This window comes from Algorimicrobium algoritergicola (assembly GCF_008086165.1).
Classification (GTDB): domain Bacteria; phylum Bacteroidota; class Bacteroidia; order Flavobacteriales; family Flavobacteriaceae; genus Algorimicrobium; species Algorimicrobium algoritergicola.
In genome coordinates, this window is record NZ_VSKL01000001.1 from 613,103 (window position 1) to 629,894 (window position 16,792).

Here is a 16,792-nt window from a genome sequence, read left to right on the forward strand (position 1 = left end):
CATGGATATTCAAAGTTACCGCTTATCGAAAAGTATTAAATTATATTTAAATAATTAGTACATTCAAAATTATTAAACTTAACCTAAAAATATCTATGAGAAATATTTTAATCTTCATGGGGTTTTTACTCGTTTCAAATTTTTATATTCAAAGTCAAAATGTTGTTTTTGAATTTCAAAATAGTGAAAAAATTGAAAGCTATTTAGTAGAGCATCAACTAAAATTTAATAACAATGATATAGTCATTTTTAAGGTATTTGAAGATTTTTTTAAGTTTAATAATGATGGCTATTTAATAGGTCCTGTTGTACATGTTTTCAATAAAGATGGCTTGTATTTAGAGTATATTAAAATAGCTGATATAATTGATAAGCTCGCTAACTTTAAAAGAATCAGAAACAAACCTAAAAAAGAAGCCTTACACATTGATAGCTGGTTTAACGGACTTGTTAATTATAAAACCTTACAACCTTTAGTAAAGCAACAAAATACAGACTACTATTTTGTGTTGAGTTGGGCTAAATTCTTTAATAAACCTGAAAATATAGATGCTGTTTTCAAATGGTATGAAGTTTTAGAGCGTCAAAAATTAAAAGGTGAAAATATTCAAATTGTTTTATTGAATATGGATTTTCAAGATTCCTGGGAATTATCACCTGAAAAGAAAGAAGATTTACTTAAACAGGCTAATAAATGAGAACTTTAATAGTATTCCTATTTTTTTGTTTCTATTTACCAACTTCTGCACAGAATTATGCGCCAGAACAAACTGAAAATATAAAAATAGCCTATCTACCTATAAATGAATTAGAGGAACAAATAAACAGCTCCAAAAGTGCTATAAAAATTATTTATTTTTATAGCACTACGTGTTCCGCGACTTTAGAATTTAACCCGATTATCAATGATTATTATTTGAAAAATAAAGATAAATTTGAACTATTTGTTATTTCACGAGAATCAAAAAGAAATCAAGAAACATTATATAATGATCTATTTTACGAAGGTTTTTACTTTCCTGTTTATTTAACTAACAAAAAATCATTTTCAACTATTATAAAAACCTTGTGTTCAGATTGTAATGAAGATGTTATGAGTGATTCTAGCTTTTATATTTTGGATGCTGACAATACGTTATTAGCTCAAAGTCATTATGATTTAACAGCAGATGAAAAGAAGAATTTGCTAATTAAATACATTGAGTAATACTTTACAGTACTACTTGAAATCTCATGAAATCTGTTTATTTGAGATTCCTCACTTTCACTCTAAATGCAGCTTTTAAAACGAAATCATAGCCGTAAACGCCAACATAGATTGGTTTCCTTTAAACTTATTTGGGTTTCCTGTTTGGTCTAAATTATTATCATTTAGCTTATCCAACGTGTTTAAAAACCCGTAAATATATTGCGCTTTAAGTCTAAAGTGGCTAAATCCAGCTGATAATCCAATAGCACCATCCACATTAAAACGGCTTATTTCTTTTATGTCTTTTGCTAACAGGTTGGTGTAATTCGCAATAAAATAATTTTCTTGATTTTGATCATCAAGTTCCAATTCACCATTAAATTGCAACATAGGTCCAACATCAATAGTTAAAAAGCTTCCTATTAATTTCACATGCATTAATAAAGCTATTTGAGCGGTAAAAACTTTATAGTCTATAAATTCCTCATTGGAGAGTAAAACAGGTTTTGCAGCTATTCCTAAATGGTTTTCAGCGAGTTGAATGGTATAACTCACATTGTACCATTTGTTAGGTAAATCTACCGTTGCTGAAGCACCAGCCATCCAACCGTTGCCCTTTTTCGTGGTGAAATTATCAGTTAAAATATCATATTGGGTAATACCACCAGAAATCCCGATACCATTAACAATTTTGTAGTTTTTAGGCTGCGCAAAACCTATTGTAACAAAACTAATACAAATGGCGACTAATAGAATACCTGATTTTGAGTATAACATGATTTATGTGTCTGTTTGTAACAAACCTATGAAAAAAATAGGATAAATATTTCTTTTTCTAGATAACCACGTCATTCCGAATAGATTTATTTTCAAATAACACCTTACCAACAAAATATACATTAAATTAGTAAATCCATTTTAACCTTTAAAAATCACTCTATGTTATTATTTGTTCCCTTTATATTAGTAGGTCTTTTTATTCTATTCTCCTCCTTTTTTATGGTGAAGCAACAAACGGCTGCCATTATTGAACGTTTTGGAAAATTTCACAGTATTCGCCAATCTGGTTTACACATGAAAATTCCTTTAGTAGATAAAGTTGCAGGCCGATTGAGTTTAAAAATTCAACAATTAGATGTTATTATTGAAACCAAGACTTTGGATGATGTATTTGTAAAACTGAAAGTTTCTGTACAGTATAAAGTAGTAACGGAAAAAGTATATGATGCCTTTTACAAGCTAGATTATCCGCATGATCAAATTACGAGTTACGTATTTGATGTGGTGCGTGCTGAAGTACCAAAAATGAAGTTAGATGATGTTTTTGTTAAAAAAGATGATATTGCATTAGCCGTAAAAGCAGAATTAAATGATGCGATGATGGATTATGGTTTTGATATTATTAGAACTTTAGTAACCGATATTGATCCAGATGCACAAGTAAAAATAGCTATGAACCGTATTAATGCTGCAGATAGAGAAAAAACAGCTGCGCAATATGAAGGTGATGCACAACGTATTTTAATTGTTGAAAAAGCCAAAGCGGAAGCTGAAAGTAAACGATTACAAGGTCAAGGTATTGCAGATCAACGTCGTGAAATAGCACGTGGTTTGGAGGAATCTGTTGACGTGTTAAATCGTGTTGGTATTAATAGTCAAGAAGCATCAGCATTGATAGTTGTAACCCAACATTATGATACCTTGCAAGCTATAGGTAGTGAAACGAACAGTAATTTAATTTTACTTCCAAATTCACCACAAGCAGGTAGCCAAATGCTAAATGATATGGTAGCTAGTTTTACGGCTAGTAACCAAATTGGTGAAGCCATGAAAAACAATAAAAAAAATAAAGAATAAGGTCTTCAAAAATTGATTTAATTCTTTTTTAAGAGGAACATATAGCCATTAAAACTTCAGATTGAAAACTTCAGAATTACAAAATTCAATCGGCTTTATGTTCCTCTTTATATTTCTTGATAATATCCTTCAGACTTTCCAAATAATTTTCTAAATCCTTAACATCAATATCTGGGTTTTGTTGACTAGGAATGGTCATAGGCATTTCATCTAAATGCTCATAAACTTCTGGGTAGTTGGTTTCAATATCGCGCGTTACAGTCGCAATTTCCGTAAGTAAATCTTTTGATTTTTTCATAATTATTATATTTGATTAGAGTGGATATAAGGTATTACAATATCCATAAATAACAAAAGAAATTCTGTTAGCTATTTGTTAATTTGACTTAAATGGATGACGTTCTTCCCACGTTTTTGACGGATTCATCAACCTGAAAATATTTTTAAGTATCACATTCATAAACCAATTGGTATGTTTTAAATACATGACCATATCTTTCGGTTTTGCACCAATAGAACTTTTTATTTCCATAGCAGTTCTGGCATAAACAATGGATTTAAATTGATTATTAATACCAAATTCAGCCATATCATACAACATATTTAAATACAGCTGATGCTTATATTGATACTCGGAGCTATAGCCTAAAAAGTAGGTTTCCAATTGCTCGTTATTTAGAATTAGGGTGTAAAATCCAACCAATTCATTTTGAATATAATATCCAAACACCTTAAAGTTTTCACCTAATTGTTTTTTGAAGGTATAAAAATGATTTTCTGGTAATATGAAGCTATTTATTTTAGCGTTGTTGGAAACGTTTTTATATAATTTATAGAGTGTTTCCGATTGGTTAAAAACTGCCGCTTCATCCAATTCCTTGGTGATCATTTTTTTAGATTTTTTTCTTGCTGATTTATAACGATCTCGATATTTTTTATGCAAATCTGAAATATAATCATCAAAATGCGCCCAATGTTCAGGAAGGTTCATTACCATGTTTGGTTGCACAATCAATTGATGGAAACCTGATGTATTTAGTGTATTTTTAGTTTGCAGAATGGTATCTGTTAGGAAATAATCTTTTAATAAAATAGCTCTAATTTTTTTATTAAAAACAGTCTTAATTTTACGTTTTAGGACATCAACAGCTTTTAATAATGTTGACATAAATTCTTCATTTGTCATAGCATCAGACTTAAAATGCATTCCATGCTGACCTGTATGTGTTAAATTCCCTACCACCAATATATTTCCTCTCAAAATCTTTGAAATCTGATTTTTAAAACGCTCTTGAAAACAAGAATCTTCTTGGTTTCGGAACATGTCATTAAGGTATAATTTAACGCGTTGCATTACGGCAATACCAACTAATTCTTGTTCTATATAAAATCCGAAATAATAAAGCGTAATATTTTTTGGAGCAGCTACTTCTAAAGCTTTTAAATATGTAGTTTGCAGAAAAATATCATGTACAACCAATGCATCCCAAACTAGTGGTAAATCATTTGCAGATGTAAATAGTTTTGTTTCTATCAAAGTATCATGAAAAAAGACTGATTGTAGCAATCAGTCTTTAAGGTTATATAATCATTACAAATTAATTCCAGCCACAAACAATACCTCCCATTATGGTTAAACTGATTATCCAATAACCACTATTAATGAAAATGTATTTCCAGCTTTTACGTTCAAATAAAGCATTAATGGCCAAAATAGGAAATACAAATAACACGCCAGCCATACAACCGTGTAAAGCACCATGTTTAAAGGTTCTAAATGCTAAACCATAATCGTCCATAAAAGCTGTATATGATGGTAAAGCTTTTGTAACATCTCCACCAATCATACCTAAAGCTCCTGTTTGATGAATGGTTAAAAATTGTAAAATAAAGGCAATTAAAACCGAAAATATAAACGTGAGAATAAAAATTACAAACATGTTTCCACCTTTTAAAGATTCCGAAGTTAAACCAGATTCACGCATCCAAGCGTTTCCAAATGTTTTTGGGTTGTACCAAATAAAACCCAAAATTAACGGAACCAAAGCAGCAACCAAAATGGCCAAAAAATTAATATCCATAGTTAGTTATTTAAAAATTAGTATTTTAAAGATAGATGAAAATTATGATTTATAATTTTAACTGGATAAAAATCAAAAAAAACCTTGAAACAATTCATGCTTCAAGGTTTAAAATTACACTATATTTTTTGTGTTTATAACGCTTTTGCTTCAGCTACCAACAAGTCATTTTTGTCATCTAAAGCTTTAGCTATAAAATCATTAATTTCTGAATTTCGTTCTAATCCATTATTCAGTAAAACACCTAATGTTATCATGGTAATAATTCGCGTTCCTACCTTTTTTGCAGACGTTCCAAACAAGGGTTCAACATCACTATAGGATACATTTTGTGCCAATTCCTCAATTTCGGATTTTGCTTTTTCGCGATCGTCATCTTTCATTCTATCATACTTTTTCCCGTATGATTTTATCTGCTCAATAGCTGGTCTATTAGATTGTTGCTTTTGTTTTTGAGCTGGTTGATTTACATCATTTTTGGGTTTTTGTTTTGCCCAAGTATCTCGTAATCCAACCGTTTTATTGAAAACTAATTTTTCTGAAGAACTATCATCATCCACATTAAAATAACCCAAACGTTGAAATTGGAACCGCTCTCCTACTTTCGCTTCTAGCAAACTTGGTTCTACAAAAGCATCAATAATTTTTAAAGATTCTGGATTTATAAATTCCATAAAATCTTTATCAGCATGATTATCTGGAGCTTCATCTAAAAACAATCTATCATACTCGCGAACTTCCGCTTTAATAGCATGCTTTATAGACACCCAATGCAAGGTTCCTTTTACTTTTTTCTCGGTATCTTCAGAATAGGTAGCATGAATTTCTGTAACGTTTCCATCAGCATCTTTCACTACTACTTCTGCTTTGATGATGTAGGCATTTTTCAAGCGGACTTCACCTCCTAATTTCAATCGGAAAAACTTACTGCTTGCTTCTTCTTTAAAATCGTCTTTTTCAATATATAACTCACGTGAAAAAGGTACTTTTCTAAAACCTGCCGAATCATCTTCCTGATTATTTTCAGCTTCCAACCACTCCTCTTTTCCTTCTGGATAATTAGTGATAACCAACTTAACAGGATCTAAAACAGCCATCACTCGCGGTGCCGTTTTATTTAAATCCTCACGAATACAGAATTCTAAAAGCGATACATCAATAACGTTATCACGTTTGGCTACACCTACTTTATCAATAAACTGCCTGATAGAATCTGGTGTGTAACCACGACGACGCAAACCTGAAATGGTTGGCATTCGTGGATCGTCCCAACCCGTTACAGCACCTTGCTCAACCAATTTAAGCAACTTACGTTTACTCATAATGGTATAACTTAAGTTCAATCGGGCAAATTCACGTTGTTTAGGAAGCATTGGTAAGGCTTCTGGTTGGTATTTATACACTTGCTCCTTGAACCAGTCGTAAAGCTCTCTATGCGGCTTAAATTCAAGGGAACATAAAGAGTGTGAAATTTGTTCCATATAATCACTTTCACCATGTGTCCAGTCGTACATGGGATAAATACACCAATCGTTTCCTGTTCTGTGGTGTGATTTCTTTAAAATACGATACATCAACGGATCACGCATCAACATATTTGGATGTTGCATATCTATTTTTGCACGCAACACATGAGAACCTTCTGGAAATTCGCCAGCTTTCATGCGCTGAAATAAATCCTGATTTTCTTCAATACTACGATTTCGGTATGGACCATCAACACCAGGTTGTGTTGGTGTGCCTTTCTGTTCTGCCATAGCTTCACTGGATTGTGAATCTACATAGGCTTTTCCTTCTTTGATTAATGCTACTGCCCAATCATATAACTGCTGAAAATAATCAGATGAATACAATTCATTAGCCCATTGATAGCCTAACCATGCAATATCACGTTTGATAGCATCTACATATTCCTGCTCTTCTTTGGCTGGATTGGTATCATCAAAACGTAAGTTTACAGGTGCTTGGTATTTTTCACCCAAGCCAAAACTAATACCAATAGCTTTGGTGTGACCAATATGTAAATAACCATTCGGTTCTGGTGGAAAACGAAAGCGAAGTGCTTCTTTTTCTAATCCATTCCTTAAATCTTCTTCTATAATATGCTCAATAAAATTGAGTGATTTTGTTTCTTCAGACATACGCTGTTCTCTATTCGAAATATGAAGCACAAAATTAGGTAATTTTAGACTAATTGTAACATTTGAATGATTTTTCACACCTATAATTAAAACTTATACCATGCAACACAGAAATTACGAATGTCCAAAATGCCATAATCGGACTTACGATATGGATCAAATGCAGGCAACAGGCGGTTTATTTACAAAACTTTTTAACATCCAGAATAAAAAATTTACGTCTGTAACATGTCAAAAATGTACGTATACCGAATTTTATAAATCGAAAACTAGTAGCATTAGTAATATATTTGACTTCTTTACAAATTAAATAACTTTACGATATTAATTTCTTTCAGAATTTCTCTTGAAGTCACCTTCTGAATAGTATTTTTGCAATATGGGAACAATTAAAGTGGAAAATATTCGGGTTTTTGCCAATCATGGTTGCTTAAAGGAAGAAACCAAAATTGGTAGTGATTACCGTGTGGATTTAGAGATAAAAGCCAATTTACAAACATCAGCCAAGACAGATTTACTTCAAGATACGGTTGACTATGTATTTCTAAATAAGGTGATTCGTGAAGAAATGGCACAACCTTCCTATTTACTAGAAACGGTTGCCAAACGTATTTTAAATCGCATTTTTAAAGAAGATACCATGGTTAGTAAAGCCACGGTTTGGGTCAGTAAAATTAATCCACCTATTGGAGGCGATGTGGAAATGGTAACAATAAAAATGAGTGACAAGCGAAAAAAGCAAAAGTAAGTAGCGAAACACTTATATTTTTTTTACATTTGCCACCACGTTAGAAATAACAAGATACCTTTTTTCAAAGGTATTTAAGGTGTCGTGGCCGAGTGGCTAGGCAGTGGTCTGCAACACCATCTACAGCGGTTCGAATCCGCTCGACACCTCTAAAAAAGAGTTACTTTTAAAGTAGCTCTTTTTTTTTGTTTTAAATTTTTAGAAAATTTTGAGTAATGTGGTTACAGCGGCTCGAGGCTTATTAATTGACACCTCAAAGAACCTTCAACTTATGTTAGAGGTTTTTTTCTAATTTTTAAGAAAAATTAATTAAAGATAAACCATCTACAGCGGTTCTCCCGAAATTTCGGGACGCTCGACACCTCTAAAAAAAGGGTTACTTTAAAAGTAGCTCTTTTTTTTGTTTTAAATTTTTAGAAAACTTTGAGTAATGTGGTTACAGCGGCTCGAGGCTTATTAATTGACACCTTAAAGAACCTTCAACTTATATTAGAGGTTTTTTTCTAATTTTTAAGAAAAATTAATTAAAGATAAACCAACTACAGCGGTTCTCCCGAAATTTCGGGACGCTCGACAATTTTAAAGGTTTTGGGATTAAGACCTAACAGGTTTCTAAAACCTGTTAGGTCTTTAAGTAAACAAGCTTATTAAATAGCGACGTATTACTTGGTTGTCACTTCACAAAAGCAGCGAAAACCTGTGTAGGTATTTGGTAATATAATTTGAGTTTCAGATTTCCAATTCTCACCAAAATATTGATCATCACCAGTAATTTCCGAAATATTATAGCTAACATATTTCTTTTTAGGATGTTTCTTTATTTTTAATTCTAATGGATTATCTGCTTCATAAGCTTTAAAACGCTTTGAAGCTTTAAAATATGCTTCAGCCTTTTCAAATTCTATAGTGGTTGGCAGCCTATAGAGAACCATTTTATTGTTCTCTGGAAAATTTGTATCCCATAAAAGTTGAACCCTTTCTGAACGCCATTTACAGTAATATTCTGCCTGTTTTCGAGTAATATGAAGCATTGGAAAGAACTGGTATTTGGGGTTTTTGCTATACTTATCAATCCAATTACCATCCACATTAGAACCGTTAGAAACAATTAAAGTAATAGGCGATTTTTCGTTATTAGATTCCAAACTATAAAATAATTCCTGATACATGTTGTTCGTTATAGGCGACTTATCTATAAACAAACTATCATTAATTTTAAGCGTTCCTGGTGGAATTAACGCTGTTTGTGCATTTATAAATTGAAAGCTGCATAGAATAAGTAGATATAATAAAAATTGATTATTTGTAGATTGCATGCTGTAAATTTTTGGGAGTTGATAACTTAAATTCAAGTTGATTAGAACCAATTATTCTGATTTAAAAATTTCAATAGCATCAAACTTATGCTTTAAACGTTCTTTTTCTTTCGGAAAAAACCCTTGTAGAAGCAGTAAAATACCAAAACCCATAATGACTAATGATACAATCTTCTTTGTTTTAAAAATGCGTCTGGGTGTGAGTTTATTTTTAAGCGTTTTTGCCGCCAGTATTTTAAGTAAATCCATAATAAAATAAACAACCAAAATAGTTCCTAAAAACACAAATAAACCTTGTTCAGTTTCTGTTAGCGAGTTCCCTATTACAATAAAACCTAGCCAACCCAATAACACACCAATATTGATGAAATTGAGTAAAAACCCTTTAATAAAGAGCTTTCCGAAGTTCTTTTTTAATTCAACCGTATGAAATTCGCGCACAATATCCCGAAAGGATTTGGCGGTTTTTGTAAAGGATATAAAACCGTAAACTGCCAACAAAACACCTCCAAAGATCAGGAAGTTTGGATCGTCTTTAATTTTATCAAGAAGTTTAGTGGTACTGTAGTATGCAACTACTATAAATAAAATATCGGCTAGAATAACACCAAAATCAAATATTAAAGCACTTTTAATACCTTTAGTAGCACTGGTTTCTAGAAGAACAAAAAACACAGGGCCAATGGTAAAAGATAATAGTATTCCGAAAGGAATAGCTGCTAAAATATCGTCAGTCATAAATTTTGAAAAGCAATTTCTACAAATTTATGAAAATCCTAGGTATTAATCCTTACGAATTATTTTTCCGCCAAAAACAGTATTTTCTTCAACCAATTTCGGATTTCCATATATATAAACGCTACCTCCAGCACGTACTTTGGCCTCCACTTTTTCAGACGCTTTAACATGTGCTTCACCAGCTGCTCGGATAACAACTTTTGCTGTTTCACTTTCTAATTCCTTTCCAAGAAAAGAACCACCTGTTGATAAATCGATATCCTGATTTTTAGTATTTCCACTCACGCGAATAACACCGCCTGTTACGGCTTTAGCTTCTAAAAACGTGATATCTTGAACCATGAGTTTAATGCTGCCACCTTCTTGCGCACTTAATTGAATTTCAAACTGATTAAAAACCTCATTAGATCCTACAAAGGCACCTTCATTCACATCAATCAAATCAATTTGTTTGTAGTATAATTCAACAGTTGTTTCGTCACCATCGAATAATTTTTCGATTGACATTCTAACTTTTAGTTTACCATTTTTATTAACAATAACAACATCTTCCGTGTTTTTTCCTTTGATGATAATTTTATTTTCATCAGATTTTATTAGGGCGACTTCTATCCTATCGTAAACTTTAAGTTCATTAAAATCGCCTAGCATTTTTTCAGTTTGTGCTTGACTTATTTGGGTTGTTGCTACGATTAAAACGAGTGCAAAAAGAAATTTTTTCATGGTCATTGAGGATTATTTTATATTAAAAATACACGTTGCAAAAACTATTCCTGATGTTTTCCTATTAGGTAAAAATCTAAATGTTTTTTAACTAAATCTGTATTTTTAACTTTAACAACGACCTCATCACCCAATTGGTACATGGTTTTAGAATTTTTTCCAATTAATGCATAATGATCTTCATCAAATTGGTAATGATCGTCTTTCATATCACGAACACTCACCATGCCTTCACATTTGTTTTCAATAATTTCTATATAAATTCCCCAATCGGTTACACCTGAAATAACACCTACAAAATTTTCATCTTTATGATCTTCCATAAAGCGAATTTGCATGTATTTAATAGAATCACGTTCCGCTTTAGTAGCTAAATTTTCCATGTTACTGGAATGGTTGCATTTATCTTCATAAATATCTGCGTTTGCAGATGGTTGACCATCTAAATACAGTTGTAATAATCTGTGTGCCATAATATCTGGATAACGACGAATTGGCGATGTAAAGTGACTGTAATAATCAAAAGCTAATCCGTAGTGACCAATATTTCGTGTGGTATATTCGGCTTTACTCATCGTACGTATGGTTAACGTATCTACTAAATTCTGCTCTTTTTTACCGACTACTTCACTTAATAAATTGTTTAGCGTAGATGAAATAGATTTTTTATCATTGAAATTCAATTTATAACCAAAACGGCTCACCACATTTTGAAGTGCAGCTAGTTTACTATCATCTGGTTCATCATGAACGCGATAAATAAAGGTTTTTTTCTGTTTACCAACAAACTCCGAAACTTTTCGGTTTGCTAACAACATGAATTCTTCAATCATTTTGTTGGCATCTTTACTCGTTTTAAAGAATACGCCAACTGGATTTGCATCTTGATCTAAATTGAATTTTACTTCTACTTTATCAAAAGAAATAGCGCCTGAACGCATCCGTTTTGATCGCATTTTTTTAGCAAAAGCATCCATTTTTAAAACAGCTTGTGCTATTTCTGGCGTTGTTTGATATACTTTTCCTGAGATGGCTACATCTGCAGGTATGGTTGTATCTATTTTTTTAGGATTATTAGACACCTCGTCTGCGCTCATGGCGTTATTGTGCTCAATGATAGCTTGTGCTTCTTCATAAGCAAAACGTGCGTCTGAATAAGTAACGGTTCTACCAAACCATTCGTCTACCACTTCGGCTTTATCGTTCATTTTAAAAACGGCCGAAAACGTATATTTCTCTTCATTAGGACGTAATGAACAGGCATTGTTTGATAGTACTTCTGGTAACATAGGTACCACGCGATCTACTAAATAAACCGATGTTGCACGCTCATAGGCTTCATCATCTAAAATAGTTCCTGGTTGCAAGTAATGCGATACATCAGCAATGTGAATTCCTATTTCATAAAGTCCATTATCCAACACTTTAAATGATAGGGCATCATCAAAATCCTTGGCATCTTTCGGGTCAATGGTAAAGGTTAAATCCTCACGCATATCCCGACGTTTAGCAATTTCTTCTTTCGTTATAGAAGTATCAATTTTATTGGCAAAATCTTCTATTTCTTTCGGAAATTCTAATGGCAACCCATATTCAGCTAAAATGGCATGAATTTCGGTATTGTGTTCACCTGGCCTTCCTAAAACTTCTATAACTTTTCCGTTAGGAGAATCGGCTTTTTCTGGCCATTCTTCTAATGAAACTAATACTTTATCGCCATCTTTGGCATTCTTGGTTTTGTTGATTGGTACAAAAATATCTGTGTACATTTTGTTACTATCAACTACTACAAAGGCGTAGTTTTTATTCAGTTGAATAACACCAACATATTCCGTTTTAGCACGTTTTATAATTTGGGTAATTTCGCCTTCACGCTTACCGCCTTTTAATCGTTTGTATGCGTAGAATTCCACCTCATCACCATGAAGGGCTTTATTCATATTGTTTGAAGCAATGTAAACATCGTCTTCAAAATCGTCTGAAATAATATAACCGGCTCCTCTGGATGCCATATCCACACGACCAGTATGGTACTCGGTAGACATAATGGCTTTAAATTTTCCGCGCTCTACTTCTTCAATCTCTTGTTTTGCTTTGAGTTGTTGCAGTTTTTTTATAATCTGATTGCGACTACTAGCGTCATTAACGCCAATTTTAGAAGCAATTTGTTTATAATTAAAGGATTGGTTTCTGTCTTTTTTTAATATACTTAAGATTGTATTAGTCAGGTTGGAAATCTTATTATTAGAAGGTTTCCTGTGTTTCTTTTTTGTCATTTAAATTGTAATAATTTTATTCCTTTGAATCCCGATAGCTATCAGGAAGGAATCTTATAGTTTTATAAAAATAATACATTTAAGGAAGAGATTAACGCTTTCACTTTAAATATTAGCAGTGAATAGGTTACTAAACGTATTAAGTTGGTGCAAAGCTACGGTTTTAATATTAAATGCATGTTGCTTTAATATTATGTTAACGTAAAAAGGCTCACAAATACATGTGAGCCATTAATTCTAATTTTAAAATATACTATTCAATAATCAGCTTTTTAGAGCTTTTACCTTTGTTGGTTTTTATTTCAATCACATAGGTTCCACTTGATAATTTTGACGTATTGATAGTTGTTTCTGTAGCTATTAAAACCACTTGACCTAATGTGTTGTATATAGTTGCTATTTCTAAAATTAAACCTGTTTCTAGCTGAATAGTTACGTGATTTTTTGTTGGGTTAGGGTATAATTTAAAACTTGTTAGTGTTTCTTCTTGAGTTGATAAAACTTCGGTTAAATCAAAAACTCTTACATGACTTGAGTAATAAGGTGAACTAACAGCAACGATACTACCATCAACTGATAAGCTGATACGCTCTCCTAAATAATCCTCTTCTGCTTCACCATTTATACCATTACCTACCTCTGTCCAATTTCCGGATTGGAATTTATAAATACGAACCTGACCAGAATTTTCAGCATTTTCTGAAGTAGAAGGTGCTCCTATAGCAATGATACTACCATCAGATGATAAACTTACTTCCCATCCTGTTTCGTCACCCATAATTTCCCCTTCAATATCATTACCCATTTGAGTCCAAGTATCAGCTTGTTGTTGATAAATACGGACATACCCTAAATTTTCATCATCACCTTTATACCCAAATGCAATAATACGTCCATCAGCTGATAAACTTCTTGAAGATGAAAATAAATTATAATTAAAACCTCTTATAAATGTCCAAATTCCAGATTGGTTTTCATAAAGTGCATCCCTATTATTAACTGTATCATAACCTGCATATTTTATTACAAGTCTATTTCCATCTTTTGATAAATCAGCACTAAAAATAGTATCAAAAGGAAAAGGTGATGAAGTATTAGCGGTAAAATCTGATCCAATTTGTGTCCAAATACCTGATATATTATTAAAAATACGAACAATACCTGACCTAATTAATCCATTATATGGCATACATATTGCTAGAACAGTTCCATCACCCGATAATCTTACAATACTGTTAGAATAAGATTGTTCCATAATATTATTAATATCCGCTCCTATTTGTGTCCAGACACCTAAAATATTTTCAAAAATACGAAGTTGTACAAATCTATCTCCATTAACATCTAAAGCTGTTCCGCTAATAGCAACAATATTACCATCATCTGATATGCTTACTGATCTTCCAAAAAAACTATTTCCGGTTGGACCATCTAGATCATCACCAATTTGAATCCAGTTTTCTGAAACATTTTTATAAATACGAACCTGACCTGAATTAGTACCATTTGCGTCATTTTGATTAGCACCAATAGCGATAATAGTTCCATCAGCCGATAAACTAATAGAATTACCAAAATAATCACCTACAGCTTCACCATCAATATTTTGGCCAATTTGTATTTGAGAGAATGAAAAGATTGGTAAAAACAGGAGTACAATTAAATATTTCATAATGTAAATTTGAGTGTTGTAGTTTGAGTGTTGTAGTTTGATGGTTAAATTAGAAATAAAAAAATTAGCAGCTTTTTTAGTTATCCACATATATATAGATAATCATCTTTTTCTTTTAAAATTTAAAAAAAATAATGATGGTTATTATAGTGTGTTAATAGAGGTATAACTTTATTCATTTATATTTTGATTACACGTAGTTTACAATTTATTGATACGTAGTTAACATGTTATATAACCTTAAAGCATTCATTTTTAGATGAATTTTAAAAGCTATTAACAACTGTTAATAACTGATGTTAATAGTAAAAAGCTGACAAGTATTTTACATTTTGGTGTTTATAAACATCCGTTGCATGTCTTAAAAGTTGTCCAAAAAAAATGGCTAACTTTTTAGGTTTATTCGGTTGGGTTTTCACTTAAAAAAATTAATCGAATATTAAAAATTTACCTATTAGAATTTAATGAACAGTTATTAACAAGTTATGAGGTACTAAACAGGTACTTATTAATAATTTCATGTTTTGATTATGAAATTAATTTAAGAGTCTTGCAATCAATTAGTTATATTTTTATATATTTACTACACAGAAATTATCCCTCACACTAATTTCTTTATCTAGTTAAAATAGCATTATAAATTTTTACAAACGTTTTAATCCATTTTAAAATGAAAAAATGCTACACCTATTTTTTAACCATGTCTTTTTTTTTACTTTTTAGTCCATTGGTCCTGGCACAATATACCAGTATTCCAGATGCTGAATTTGAACAATTATTAATAACCGAATCTATTGATAGCGAAGGCATATTAGATGGTCAAGTATTAACCAGTGATGTGGCAGTTGTAACGAGTTTGGATATTTCTAGTACGTTTATTACCGATTTATCTGGTATTCAAGCTTTTTCGTCGCTTATAACTTTAGAGGCTTTAGGTCAATCTAACTTAATAAATATAGACTTATCTGGTTTAGCTGCTTTAGAAAGTATAAACTTCTGGTTATGTACTAATGTAAATGCTTTAAACGTAACAGGCTGCAGCAATTTAAAAAATTTGAATATATCTTTTACGGCAATTCCAACTTTAGATTTAAGCACTAATAATTTACTAGAAGAAATTTATTTTGAGCGCGCTAGTAATTTATCCGATTTAGATTTAAGTGGTAAAACCAATCTTACCATATTATATGGTGATGAATCGGCTATTGAAACCATAGATATTACAGGTTGTTCCGCTTTATCAACTATTAGTATAAACGAAACATCCGTCCAAGCATTAGACTTAAGTGGAAATACCGCTATTACCAGTTTAGGTTTTTATAGAACGGGTTTAAGAACTGTTAATTTAGCTAACTGTACTAATTTAACGTCTTTAGATTTTACTTGGAATAATTATATTAACAGTATAGATTTATCCAATTGTATCAGCTTAACTGATATTGGTTTTTTAGATAGTTCTTCCATTTCTGCATTAGATACAGACGATTTATTAAATTTAGAAACCCTAACATTCGATAATGCAGGCGTAACAAGTTTGGATTTACGTAATAATACTAATTTAACTACTTTGGGATTTTATGATTCCAGTATTTCTAATTTAGATTTACGAAACGGCAATAATACCAGTTTGGATTTAACTGTTTATTTTACCAATATAGATTGCATTAGTGTAGACGATGTTGATTATGCAACCAACAATTGGCCCGATGTTGTCGTTTACAGTACAGACTGCTCTACATTAAGTTTAAATGAAATTCAAACTGAATCTTTAAAATTATACCCTAATCCGAGTTCTGAATTTTTACAAATATCAGGTTTAAAACAACAAGTTCCATACACTATTTTTGATAGTCATGGAAAAAATGTGGTTTCAGGAGTTATGCAACCTGATGAAAAAATTGCCATTAATAAACTTCATTCTGGTTTATATTTTTTTCAAATTGACCAATTAACTCCTTTTAAATTCATAAAAAAATAACACGTATTCATCAGGTGACTATATATAAAGATGTCCTTTTATTTTTTTACCTTTAACCAGATACTAAAAGTTA

At 31.6% G+C, this 16,792-nt stretch carries 16 protein-coding genes and 1 tRNA gene; 7 read left to right on the forward strand and 10 right to left on the reverse strand.

What is annotated here, in order from left to right; translation table 11 throughout:
* Positions 1-95 precede the first annotated feature (95 nt).
* Positions 96-698, forward strand: a complete 603-nt coding sequence (locus ES675_RS02925; protein WP_148367243.1) for a hypothetical protein — start codon at positions 96-98, stop codon at positions 696-698.
* Positions 695-1,207, forward strand: coding sequence for a hypothetical protein (locus ES675_RS02930; RefSeq protein ID WP_148367245.1), 513 nt, complete (start codon positions 695-697; stop codon positions 1,205-1,207). Before ES675_RS02925 ends, ES675_RS02930 begins: the two co-directional genes overlap by 4 nt.
* A gap of 75 nt (positions 1,208-1,282) precedes the next feature.
* Here ES675_RS02930 and ES675_RS02935 read toward each other — a convergent pair whose 3' ends face one another.
* Positions 1,283-1,966: a hypothetical protein gene (locus ES675_RS02935; protein WP_066254207.1), complete on the reverse strand. Its 684-nt coding sequence runs from the start codon at positions 1,964-1,966 to the stop codon at positions 1,283-1,285.
* Positions 1,967-2,128: 162 nt separating this feature from the next.
* On the opposite strand from ES675_RS02935, the gene ES675_RS02940 reads away from it, so the two are divergent.
* On the forward strand, positions 2,129-3,046 hold the full coding sequence (locus tag ES675_RS02940) for an SPFH domain-containing protein (RefSeq protein ID WP_066254212.1): 918 nt from the start codon (positions 2,129-2,131) through the stop codon (positions 3,044-3,046).
* An 85-nt stretch (positions 3,047-3,131) separates the two neighbouring features.
* On the opposite strand, the gene ES675_RS02945 is transcribed toward ES675_RS02940, so the two are convergent.
* The 4 genes from ES675_RS02945 to ES675_RS02960 form a co-directional block, all read right to left on the reverse strand.
* Positions 3,132-3,344: a hypothetical protein gene (locus ES675_RS02945; RefSeq protein ID WP_066254216.1), complete on the reverse strand. Its 213-nt coding sequence runs from the start codon at positions 3,342-3,344 to the stop codon at positions 3,132-3,134.
* Between the two features lie 78 nt (positions 3,345-3,422).
* Positions 3,423-4,583, reverse strand: a complete 1,161-nt coding sequence (locus tag ES675_RS02950; protein ID WP_148367247.1) for a GNAT family N-acetyltransferase — start codon at positions 4,581-4,583, stop codon at positions 3,423-3,425.
* Positions 4,584-4,644: 61 nt separating this feature from the next.
* A complete protein-coding gene (locus ES675_RS02955; RefSeq protein ID WP_066254219.1) occupies positions 4,645-5,127 on the reverse strand; it encodes a DUF1761 domain-containing protein in 483 nt (160 codons plus the stop codon).
* A gap of 134 nt (positions 5,128-5,261) precedes the next feature.
* Complete coding sequence (locus tag ES675_RS02960) at positions 5,262-7,268, reverse strand: glutamine--tRNA ligase/YqeY domain fusion protein (RefSeq protein ID WP_066254222.1); 2,007 nt, start codon at positions 7,266-7,268, stop codon at positions 5,262-5,264.
* Positions 7,269-7,368: 100 nt separating this feature from the next.
* On the opposite strand from ES675_RS02960, the gene ES675_RS02965 reads away from it, so the two are divergent.
* The 3 genes from ES675_RS02965 to ES675_RS02975 all read left to right on the forward strand — a co-directional run bounded on the left by ES675_RS02965 (position 7,369) and on the right by ES675_RS02975 (position 8,165).
* On the forward strand, positions 7,369-7,578 hold the full coding sequence (locus ES675_RS02965; protein ID WP_082985968.1) for a zinc ribbon domain-containing protein: 210 nt from the start codon (positions 7,369-7,371) through the stop codon (positions 7,576-7,578).
* A 69-nt stretch (positions 7,579-7,647) separates the two neighbouring features.
* A complete protein-coding gene (folB, locus tag ES675_RS02970) occupies positions 7,648-8,016 on the forward strand; it encodes a dihydroneopterin aldolase (protein WP_148367249.1) in 369 nt (122 codons plus the stop codon).
* Positions 8,017-8,094: 78 nt separating this feature from the next.
* Positions 8,095-8,165 (forward strand) — tRNA-Cys (locus tag ES675_RS02975).
* A gap of 513 nt (positions 8,166-8,678) precedes the next feature.
* Here the strand turns inward: ES675_RS02975 and ES675_RS02980 are convergent.
* The 5 genes from ES675_RS02980 to ES675_RS03000 all read right to left on the reverse strand — a co-directional run bounded on the left by ES675_RS02980 (position 8,679) and on the right by ES675_RS03000 (position 14,741).
* Entirely contained in the window at positions 8,679-9,332 is a 654-nt protein-coding gene (locus ES675_RS02980) for an SUMF1/EgtB/PvdO family nonheme iron enzyme (RefSeq protein ID WP_066254493.1), read from the reverse strand.
* Positions 9,333-9,383: 51 nt separating this feature from the next.
* Positions 9,384-10,070, reverse strand: coding sequence for a LysE family translocator (locus ES675_RS02985; RefSeq protein ID WP_066254490.1), 687 nt, complete (start codon positions 10,068-10,070; stop codon positions 9,384-9,386).
* 45 nt (positions 10,071-10,115) lie between these two features.
* Positions 10,116-10,793, reverse strand: coding sequence for a head GIN domain-containing protein (locus tag ES675_RS02990; RefSeq protein ID WP_066254506.1), 678 nt, complete (start codon positions 10,791-10,793; stop codon positions 10,116-10,118).
* A 44-nt stretch (positions 10,794-10,837) separates the two neighbouring features.
* Complete coding sequence (gene rnr / locus ES675_RS02995) at positions 10,838-13,069, reverse strand: ribonuclease R (protein WP_066254488.1); 2,232 nt, start codon at positions 13,067-13,069, stop codon at positions 10,838-10,840.
* Between the two features lie 253 nt (positions 13,070-13,322).
* On the reverse strand, positions 13,323-14,741 hold the full coding sequence (locus ES675_RS03000) for a T9SS type A sorting domain-containing protein (RefSeq protein WP_066254484.1): 1,419 nt from the start codon (positions 14,739-14,741) through the stop codon (positions 13,323-13,325).
* Between the two features lie 700 nt (positions 14,742-15,441).
* On the opposite strand from ES675_RS03000, the gene ES675_RS03005 reads away from it, so the two are divergent.
* Positions 15,442-16,719: a T9SS type A sorting domain-containing protein gene (locus ES675_RS03005; RefSeq protein WP_197503504.1), complete on the forward strand. Its 1,278-nt coding sequence runs from the start codon at positions 15,442-15,444 to the stop codon at positions 16,717-16,719.
* The last annotated feature ends 73 nt before the right edge of the window (positions 16,720-16,792 follow it).